The 9,305-nt window shown below is 62.1% G+C and carries 8 protein-coding genes; 3 read left to right on the plus strand and 5 right to left on the minus strand.

From position 1 onward, the window contains the following. Positions 1-34 precede the first annotated feature (34 nt). Positions 35-1,018 (plus strand): GlxA family transcriptional regulator, encoded by a 984-nt coding sequence (locus ACM6I7_RS00435; RefSeq protein ID WP_027614209.1) that lies wholly within the window; start codon positions 35-37, stop codon positions 1,016-1,018. Here ACM6I7_RS00435 and ACM6I7_RS00440 read toward each other — a convergent pair. From ACM6I7_RS00440 to ACM6I7_RS00455, 4 genes are all read right to left on the minus strand, one after another. Next, positions 987-1,880: an alpha/beta fold hydrolase gene (locus ACM6I7_RS00440; RefSeq protein ID WP_027614208.1), complete on the minus strand. Its 894-nt coding sequence runs from the start codon at positions 1,878-1,880 to the stop codon at positions 987-989. The two genes, ACM6I7_RS00435 and ACM6I7_RS00440, sit on opposite strands and share 32 nt — an antisense overlap. A gap of 176 nt (positions 1,881-2,056) precedes the next feature. Beyond that, on the minus strand, positions 2,057-2,446 hold the full coding sequence (locus ACM6I7_RS00445) for a hypothetical protein (RefSeq protein ID WP_027614207.1): 390 nt from the start codon (positions 2,444-2,446) through the stop codon (positions 2,057-2,059). Between the two features lie 390 nt (positions 2,447-2,836). Next, positions 2,837-4,663: a glycoside hydrolase family 15 protein gene (locus tag ACM6I7_RS00450; RefSeq protein WP_414887746.1), complete on the minus strand. Its 1,827-nt coding sequence runs from the start codon at positions 4,661-4,663 to the stop codon at positions 2,837-2,839. Continuing rightward, entirely contained in the window at positions 4,656-5,456 is an 801-nt protein-coding gene (locus ACM6I7_RS00455) for a glucose 1-dehydrogenase (RefSeq protein WP_414887747.1), read from the minus strand. The genes ACM6I7_RS00450 and ACM6I7_RS00455 overlap by 8 nt, the downstream gene beginning before the upstream one ends. Positions 5,457-5,707: 251 nt before the next feature. Here ACM6I7_RS00455 and ACM6I7_RS00460 point away from each other — a divergent pair, with 251 nt between their 5' ends. Next, positions 5,708-6,880 carry an MFS transporter gene (locus ACM6I7_RS00460; RefSeq protein ID WP_247268332.1) on the plus strand — a complete coding sequence of 391 codons (1,173 nt, stop codon included), beginning with the start codon at positions 5,708-5,710 and terminating at the stop codon, positions 6,878-6,880. Between the two features lie 179 nt (positions 6,881-7,059). On the opposite strand, the gene ACM6I7_RS00465 is transcribed toward ACM6I7_RS00460, so the two are convergent. Continuing rightward, entirely contained in the window at positions 7,060-8,193 is a 1,134-nt protein-coding gene (locus ACM6I7_RS00465; protein WP_183782298.1) for a cupin-like domain-containing protein, read from the minus strand. 133 nt (positions 8,194-8,326) lie between these two features. Here ACM6I7_RS00465 and ACM6I7_RS00470 point away from each other — a divergent pair, with 133 nt between their 5' ends. Next, complete coding sequence (locus ACM6I7_RS00470; RefSeq protein ID WP_414887748.1) at positions 8,327-9,061, plus strand: thioesterase II family protein; 735 nt, start codon at positions 8,327-8,329, stop codon at positions 9,059-9,061. The last annotated feature ends 244 nt before the right edge of the window (positions 9,062-9,305 follow it).

Consider the following 9,305-nt stretch of genomic DNA (forward strand, 5'->3'; position numbering starts at 1 on the left):
GCGTATACGCCATTAACCCCACGAATTACGCCAAATGCCCAAAGCCATTCACGTACTCGCGTTCGCCAACATGCAGATCCTCGACGTCACCGGCCCGCTGCAAGTGTTCGCCTCGGCCAACGACATCGCCCGCCAGCGCGGCTTGCCGGTGCCGTATGCGCCGTCGGTGATCGCCAGTGAGGGCGGGGCGGTGATGTCGTCGGCAGGGCTGGCGGTGCTGGCCGAACCGTTGCCGCAGCAGGCCAGCGATACCTTGATTATCGCCGGTGGCTGGGGCATTTACCCGGCGGCGGAGGATTTGGCACTGGTGGACTGGGTGCGCGAACATGCGGCGAAATGTCGACGGGTGGCCTCGGTCTGCACCGGCGCTTTCCTGTTGGCGGCGAGCGGCTGGCTCGACGGACGTCGCGTGGTCACCCACTGGACCCGCTGCGAACAACTGGCGCAGCAGCATCCGAAGCTGCAGGTCGAAGCCAATCCGATCTTCATCAACGACGGCCCGGTCTGGACCTCGGCCGGCGTTACCGCCGGCATCGATCTGGCGTTGGCGATGGTCGAGGAAGATCTGGGCCGCGACATCGCCCTCGACGTCGCCCGGCATCTGGTGGTGTTCCTCAAACGGCCCGGCGGGCAATCGCAATTCAGCGTGACCCTGGCCCTGCAGAATCAGGGCAATCGCTTTGATGAGCTGCACGCCTGGATCGCCGAAAACCTCACCTGCGACCTCGGCGTCCCGACCCTGGCCGAACAGGCCGGCATGAGCGAACGCAGCTTCGTCCGCCACTACCGCGCCGACACCGGCCAGACCCCGGCCCGCGCCATCGAACTGATCCGCGTCGAAACCGCCCGCCGTTTGCTGAGTGACACCGGGCTGCCGGTGAAACGGGTTGCGGCCAACTGCGGGTTTGGCAGTGAAGAAACGTTGCGCCGCAGTTTTCTGCGCGCGATCGGGGTGACGCCGCAGGCGTACCGGGAGCGGTTTTCGGTCAGTGCCGGAGCAGATCCAGTAGTGCCTTGAGCGTTTGCTGCGGTGCTTCTTCGGGAATGTTGTGGCCGACACCGGGCAGCACGCGCCTTTCGTACAGACCGGTGAAGTGGTGTACATCTTCATCTTCTTCCGGCGCAGGACCGACCCCATCGTCGGCACCGCACAGGGAAATAGTCGGCGCGCTGATCGGCGGTTGTTTGATCAACGCGTCTTCCATCCATTGCAGCGCCGGATCGCCTGCGGCGTACATGAAGCGATGACGGTAGGAATGAATCACCACGTCAACGAAGTCCGGGTTGTCGAAGGCCGGTGCGCTCAGCGGATAACGTTCGGCGTTGCGTGCCCAGGTTGGTGACCACAATTTCCACAGCAGTTCACAGAACGCCTGCCGGTTTTGCGTCAGGCCCGCGACGCCGCGTGGCGTGTGGAAATAGTACTGGTACCAATAACGGTGCTCGGTCTCGGGATCCAGTGGTCGGGTCGAATTGGCGATGTCCTGCACGTTATAGCCATCCCCCGTCACCAGCCCGCGCACCCGCTCGGGAAACAACGCCGCAACGATGCACGCTGCCCGACCGCCCCAGTCGTAACCGCAAAGCGTGGCGTGTTCGATACCCAATGCATCCATCAACTCCAGCAAGTCCTGGGCGAGGGCTGCTTGCTGGCCGGAGCGCAGTGTTTCGGGGTGGTTGAAGCGAGTCGGCCCGTAACCGCGCAGGTACGGGACGATCACCCGATAACCGTGGGCGGCGAGGACCGGGGCGATTTCGTCGTACGCCCGAGGCGAGTAGGGGAAGCCATGCAGCAATATGACCGCGTCGCCGCTGGACGGGCCGTGCTGTTCAAAGGCTACGGCCAAGTTCGGTGTCAATACGCATTGAATGTCAGACACGGCAGACTCCACAGCAATTGGGCGTCAGGCAACACTAGACCATTCCTTTGTGGCGAGGGAGCTTGCTCCCGCAGGCCTGCGCAGCAGGTCCATTGAAGTATGGGGTCGCTTCGCAACCCGGCGGGAGCAAGCTCCCTCGCCACAGGTGAAGCGTCACTTGCCGGGGTTGCTTCTCCTTAAGCCTCGGCTTCCGCCACCTGATTGAAATACTTCGTCCGATCCGGGGTAAACGTCACCCGCATCTTCGTCCGCGAGCAGGTCAGCGAACGTTCCTCACCCAGATCAATATCCAGATCCTCGCCACGCAACCCCTGCCACTGCGCCAGGTATTTCAGCGAGCCGTATTTCTCGTTTTTCTTCAGGCTGCGGCTCACGCCACCTTTCCAGCCGAGCACCGGCAGTTCGCCGGCGAGGCATTGTTGCGCAAGGTCGGGGAAGCGGGTGGCGCGCTGGCGGCCGATTTCCCAGCACTTGATCAGGCCTTTGTCGGCGGCTTCCCAGAGTTGGGTGCGGGTCAGGCCGGTGCGCAGGGGCGTGGCGATGGGGCGGTGGACGTGCTGGGTCATTCTGGTTCCTTGAATTCGGGTTTTATTGGACAGCTCCGCTGTGCCCGTTGCGGTGGATGGTAGGGGGGGATGTAACAGCTGGCAACAGGGTATTTCAGGGTGTAAGTGCAGGTTGCGGGGGAGGGATTTGCCTGGGTGTTGTTTAGAAGAAGCAGGAACAAACTACCCAAACTGTGGTGAGGGGATTCATCCCCGATCGGCTGCGCAGCAGGCGCAAAGCCAAGCAACGCGGTGCTGTTGACGAAATGCACCGGAAAAATCAGGACTGCTGCGCAGCCGATCGGGGATAAATCCCCTCACCACAGGAGATCTGATTCTGTTTACTTCTGTGTAGGGGTTAGCCCGGCGAAGCGCGCTGATGCGGCATATTTCCTACAGACACTGGCGAAATTACGGCTGCCAAACACTCTTCTCCCCGCTCAACCGCCGATCAAGAAAACTCGCCGCACTGATCAGCGCCAGATGCGTCAGCGCTTGCGGGGTGTTGCCCAGATGGCGGCCTTTGCTGTCGAACTCTTCGGCGTACAGGCCCAGCGGGTTCGCATAACGCAGCAATTGCTCGAACTCCAGATGCGCCTTTTCCACCTGACCGGCCCGGGCCAGGCATTCGACGTACCAGAACGAGCAGGCGGCAAACGCGCCTTCGGTGCCGGTCAGACCGTCGATGTTGGCGTCGTCGTTGCGATAGCGATAAACCATGCCGTCGCGCACCAGATGCTTTTCGATCGCTTCAAGGGTCGACAGCCAGCGCGGGTCCTTGGCGCTGACGAAGCGCACCAGCGGCATCAGCAGCATCGAACCGTCGAGCGCGGTGCCGCCCTTGTACTGGACGAAATGCCCGCGCTCCTCATCCCAGAAGTTGTCCCAGATGTCGGCATAGATCGCCTGCCGGGTCTGATCCCACTGGACGAACGGCGCCGGCAGCGAGCGTTTCGAGGCCAGGCGGATGGCCCGGTCAAGCGCCACCCAACACATCAGTCGCGAGTGCAGGAAGTGATGTTGCTCACCGCGCATTTCCCAAATGCCTACGTCGGTGGTCTGCCAGGTCTCACACACCTGATCGACCACTTCGCGCACGTGTTTCCAGCCTTGGTGGGAAATCGCGTCGCCGTACTTGTTGACCAGGTACACCGCGTCCATCAGTTCGCCGAAGATATCGAGCTGAATCTGATCGTACGCGCCATTGCCGATGCGCACCGGTTGTGCGCCGCCATGACCGGAGAGGTGAGAAAGTTCGGTTTCCGGCAGCTCCTGGCGACCGTCGATCGCATAGAGGATGTTGAGTTTTGTCGAATTACCCTGACAATCGCTGACCCGCCCACGCAGCCAGCCCATGTAGGCATTGGCCTCATCGACAAAACCCAGGCGCATGAACGCGTAGACGGTGAACGAGGCGTCGCGGATCCAGGTGTAGCGATAATCCCAGTTGCGCTCGCCGCCGGGAGTTTCCGGCAGGCCGAAGGTGGCGGCGGCGAGGATCGCGCCGTGCTTGCGCGAGGTCAGCAACTTCAGCGCCAGTGCCGAGCGATTGACCATCTCGCGCCAGCGCCCGCGGTAGTTGGACTGGCCGATCCAGTCGCGCCAGAACTTCAACGTGCGCTCCAGGCACATTTTCGCGCCGTCATCCTTGAAACGCGAATCGTCGGCGCCACCGAGAACAAATTCGGCGTGCTGATCCTGTTTCAAGCTGAAGGAAGCAACGGCCGACTCGCCATCGATGTGCAACGCCTGATCCGCCACCAGCCGCAGCGATGGCTGACCCTCGGCGCTAAATATCACCGATTGTTGATCCATCTGCGCCCGGGTGTTGGCGCGGGCATAGTCATGGCGCACCGCGCAACGCATGTGAAACGTCGCTTCCCCGCTGACCACCCGCACCCGGCGCATCAGCAGCGGCAGGTCATCGACACTGTCGCCGATCGGCAGCAGGTCGGTGATTTCCACCACCGCATACTCGCTGAGCCAGCGCGTCTGCAGCACGTTGGTGTCCGGCAGGTAGATCTGCTCGCGCCGGGCATCGGGCAAGTCCGGGGCGAGCTGGAAAATTCCTGCCTCGGGCGTGTCGAGCAGCGAACAGAAGATCGACGGGCTGTCGAATTCCGGCCAGCAGAAAAAATCCACGCTGCCCTTGTCGTTGACCAGTGCGGCACTGCGCAGGTCGCCGATGATGCCGTGGGCGTCGATCGGGCTTTGTCGTTCAGGATGATGCTCAGCCATTGCCGCGAAACTCCGGATAAAGACTCATGCCGCCGTCGATGAACAGGGTGGTGCCGACGATGTAGTCGGCGGCATCGGAAGCGAGAAACACCACCGCATTGGCGATGTCCTCAACGTCGCCGATGCGACCGTAGGGGATCAGCTCCAGCAGCTTTTCACCGGCGGCGCCTTCGGTGGCTTCTTTGTTGATTGCCGTGCGAATCGCCCCCGGCGCGATGCCGTTGATACGGATGCGCTGCTGGCTGACTTCCTGGGCGAGGGTCTGCATCAATTGATCGACGCCGCCCTTGGACGCCGCATAGTTGACGTGCCCGGCCCACGGAATGCGTTGATGTACCGAACTCATGTGAATGATCTTGCCGGCCGCGCGGGACACGCCTTCACGCACACCCTGGCGATTGAAAATCCGCAGCGCGGCGCGAGCGCAGAGGAACTGGCCGGTGAGGTTGACGCCGATCACCGTGTTCCAGTCTTCGAGGGTCATGTCGACCGCAGCGGCATCCTTTTGCAGGCCGGAGTTGGCCACCAGGATATCCAGCGAGCCAAAGGCCTCAAGGGTCTCGGCGAACAGCCGTTCAACCTCGTCTTCCTTCGACACATCGGCGCCGATGGCCAGTGCCTGACCGCCGTCGGCGATGATTTGCTGCGCCAGCGCCTCGGCAGGTTCGGCCTGACGGTTGTAATTGATCACGACGGCTGCGCCGGCAGCGGCCAGCGCTTTGGCGGCAGCGTGGCCGATGCCGGAGCTGGCGCCGGTGACCAGTGCCACTTGGCGGGCGAGGGATATTTGCATGCGAAGTCGTGCCTTGATTGAGGACTTATTTAGCTGACTGGTCGCAAGCCATGAGAGTTCATTCGACGGTGACGTGTTGTGGTGAACATGCCGGCCTCTTCGCGAGCAGGCTCGCTCCCACGGTTAGAATGCGTTGCCCCTGTGGGAGCGGGCTTGCTCGCGAAGGGACCTTCACATTCCACCAACAATTCCCCGCTTCCACGCTCATCAATCTTTATGGCAACTTGGCGGCCCTTGATGAGGCTGTACCCATGGCAAACCCCTACCGCGAATTATTCACCGCCCCCGGCGCCCGGGCTTTTGTACTGGCCGGGATGATCGCGCGCATGCCGATTTCCATGACCGGCATTGGCGTGATCACCATGCTCTCGCAGCTCAAGGGCGGGTACGCGCTGGCCGGTGCGGTGGCGGCGACGTTTGCCCTGGCCACGGCGTTTTGTGCGCCGCAGGTCTCGCGGCTGGTGGATCGTTACGGCCAGGGCAAAGTGCTGCCGTTGTCGGCGTTGATCGGTGGCGGGGCGCTGTTGATGTTGCTGCTGTGCACGCGTTTGCAGGCGCCGACCTGGACGCTGTTCATCTTCGCCGCGCTGGCCGGGTGCATGCCGAGCATGTCGGCGATGGTGCGTGCGCGCTGGACCGAGATCTATCGCGGCCAGCCGCAATTGCAGACCGCCTACGCGCTGGAATCGGTGCTCGATGAAGTCTGTTTCATCGTCGGCCCGCCGCTGTCGGTGGGTTTGTGCGTGGTGGCGTTTCCCGAGGCTGGGCCGTTGGCGGCGCTGCTGGCACTGGCGATCGGGGTGACCGCGTTTGTTGCTCAGCGCAGTACCGAGCCGGCGGTGCACCCGCAGGAATCACAGCATCAGGGTTCGATCATTCGCTCGACCGACGTGCAATGGCTGCTGGCGTTGATGCTTGCCATGGGCGTCATCGTCGGTGTGGTCGATGTGGTCAGCGTCGCCTTCGCCCAGCAGCAGGGCCAACCGGCGGCGGCGAGCATCGTGTTGTCGGTGTACGCCATCGGCTCGTGTCTGGCCGGTATCGCGTTTGGCGCGATGCGCTCGAAACTGCCGTTGCCGCGCCTGTTTCTGTACGGCGGCGTGGCGACGGCGGTGACCACGCTGCCATTGTTGCTGGCGAGCAATATTTTCGGTTTGTCGCTGGCGGTGTTTGTCGCGGGATTGTTCTTCTCGCCGACGCTGATTGTGGCGATGGCGTTGATCGAGCGCATCGTGCCGCCGGCCAAACTGACTGAAGGCCTGACCTGGCTGGTGACGGGGTTGAGCATCGGCGTGGCGATCGGCGCCGCCGGCTCGGGCGCTCTGGTGGATGCTTTCGGTGCACGCAGCGGATTCTGGCTGGCGATTGTGGCGGGGGCGGTGGTGTTGGCGTCGGCGTTTCAGAGTTATCGGCACCTGAAATAACCCGGCATTGATGAGCTGTTGTGGTGAGGGGATTTATCCCCGATGGGCCGCGAAGCAGCCCCAAATCCAGCCAGCTCTTTCCTTCAGAAGAAGCGTGCCGGGTGAGTTTGCGACTGCTGCGCAGTCGATCGGGGATAAATCCCCTCGCCACAGAGTTATCCACACAGACAGCGGATGGGTTACCAACCCCGTCCCGAATTCACCCAGAAATTCACCGACAGTGACGTCGACACCGATTCCACCTGATGGAACCAGCCCTCCGGCAGAAACAGCAGATCCCCGGCCTCCAGCGTCACGCGCAGGAACGTCACATCGCGTGCTGCGGGAAAGCGCTCATAGTCCGGTGCGTCGGGGTTGAAGTCGCAGCCATCCAGGCCACCCTTTGGCGCTGTCGACCAGGTGCCCAGCGCCTCGCGGTGATGCGGGGCGGCGAGGGTGAACTGCTTCTGGCCCCAGACCTGCGCGAACAAGTTGTCGGTGTCGTCGCGGTGCAGCGGCGTCAGCGTGCCTTTGGGGCCGATCCAGATCCGTGGCGGGATGAACAGCGAGGCATCGAAGTAGGGCGGGTACTTGATCTGCTGCAGCAATTGCGCCGGCAGGATGTTGTTGCCCATGTAGGCTGGCGGTTCGCCGTCAGCCCGTTTGACTGCCGGTTGGTCCAGCGAGGCAATGAACTCGGCCATCGACGTCGAGCGGAAATCACGTTCGGTGGAAAAGGTTTTCTTCACGTAATCGCCGTGGCGGGTGATGCCCTGCAGTTCGGCGAAATGCACCAGTGATTCCTCGCGACTGAGCTTGAACAGCGGCCAGTCCTGCAAGGCATTGCTGATCACCACCGGGATGCCGTTGGGCAAGTATCTGCTTTTGAATTCGCTGACCGACAATTCATCGCGCGCATGGCGCTCGATGCGGGTCTGCACCGGCAGCCCGGCGGTGAGTTGTTCACTGAAGCGTGGTGGGGTCGGGTAGCGCTTGTTCATGTCGACCTTTTGCGCCACTGCGCCACCGTGCATCGCATGCTCGATAATCTGCGGCAGCAGCGTCGCCAGGCCCATGTTACCGCCTATTTTCAGACGGCCGCTGGCGAACAGTTCTTCGACATTGACTCGGCCGCCCATGATCCCGAGAAAATCACTCTCGGCGACTTCAATGGTCACGTCGGGGCTGGGGTGGCGTCCGGGCGCGGTGCGACTGCTGGCCTTGACCTCGGACCAGTAGGCCTGCTGCGGGCCAAACACGAATTGGAAAACGCCTTCGATGCCGACGGCACTGGCATTGGCGAACAACTTGCCCAGGATGCTCTGCAGGTCCACGGTGAATCCTCGTTATTGGTTTTGGCCTGAACAGTTAACGAGCGCCTGTTGGCGCAATTTACCGGCGCGCGACTAATTTGCCGGGGGCGTAATCCGTTTCTCTCTACAGACAAATTTTTCGAGGAAAAGCTGGGTGAACAAGCTGACCCTGCTGTGCCTGCCGTACTCCGGCGCCAGCGCCATGGTCTACAGCCGCTGGCGGCCAAAACTGCCGCAATGGCTGCAACTGCAACCGGTGGAACTGCCGGGGCGCGGCGCACGTTTCGACGAGCCGCTGCACACGGATATGCGGGCGCAGGCGATGCAACTGGCCAAGGAATTGCGGCCGAATCTCAAAGCGCCGTATGCGTTGTTCGGCCATAGCCTGGGCGCGCTGCTGGCCTGCGAAATCGCTCACGCGCTGCGCGCATTGGGCTGTCCGGAACCGGTGGCGCTGTTTGCCTCGGGCACGGCGGCGCCGACGATGCGCGCCGATTACGATCGCGGTTTTGCCGAGCCGAAAACCGACGCCGAGCTGATCGATCAATTGCGCACGCTCAACGGCACCAGCGAAGAAGTGCTGGCCAATGCCGAGCTGATGAGCCTGACCCTGCCGATCCTGCGCGCCGACTTTCTGCTCTGCGGCAAATTCGAGCCGTTGTCGCGGCCGTTGCTCAACTGCCCGGTGCACGTGCTGGGCGGCAAGGCGGATCGCGCGACCACCGAACAACTGATCGGCTGGAGCAAGGAAACCCGTGGCAGCTTTTCGGTGGACATGCTCGCCGGCGGGCACTTCTTCATTCATGAGCATGAGGCCAAAGTGCTCAAGGTGATCAAGGATCAGCTGGAAGGGCATCATCGTCGGCATGTCATGGCCGCAATCGCCTGAACAGCGCATCACCCAATGTGGGAGCGGGCTTGCTCGCGAAAGCGGTATTTCAGTTATTGCATCGTTGACTGACACACCGCTTTCGCGAGCAAGCCCGCTCCCACATTTGATTTGTGTGCATGAAAAAAGCCGCCCTACCTCCCGCCTGACAGTTGTTCTCATTCGCTAATTTTTCCGGTCTGCATTCGTTTTATAGGGACGACGTGCCTTTGTGCTTCCTGCCTACTGATCCGGATGCTGAGAA

It is taken from the genome of Pseudomonas sp. IT-93MI4, assembly GCF_949767635.1.
GTDB classification, from domain to species: domain Bacteria; phylum Pseudomonadota; class Gammaproteobacteria; order Pseudomonadales; family Pseudomonadaceae; genus Aquipseudomonas; species Aquipseudomonas putida_A.

Bases quoted from the DNA above. Each gene is read 5' to 3' on its own strand.
- ACM6I7_RS00455 (WP_414887747.1), bottom strand. From the start codon at position 5,456: ATGCAAATATCCCTCGCCCGCCAAGTGGCACTGGTCACCGGCGCCAGC.
- ACM6I7_RS00460 (WP_247268332.1), top strand. From the start codon at position 5,708: ATGGCAAACCCCTACCGCGAATTATTCACCGCCCCCGGCGCCCGGGCT.
- ACM6I7_RS00445 (WP_027614207.1), bottom strand. From the start codon at position 2,446: ATGACCCAGCACGTCCACCGCCCCATCGCCACGCCCCTGCGCACCGGC.
- ACM6I7_RS00450 (WP_414887746.1), bottom strand. From the start codon at position 4,663: ATGGCTGAGCATCATCCTGAACGACAAAGCCCGATCGACGCCCACGGC.
- ACM6I7_RS00435 (WP_027614209.1), top strand. From the start codon at position 35: ATGCCCAAAGCCATTCACGTACTCGCGTTCGCCAACATGCAGATCCTC.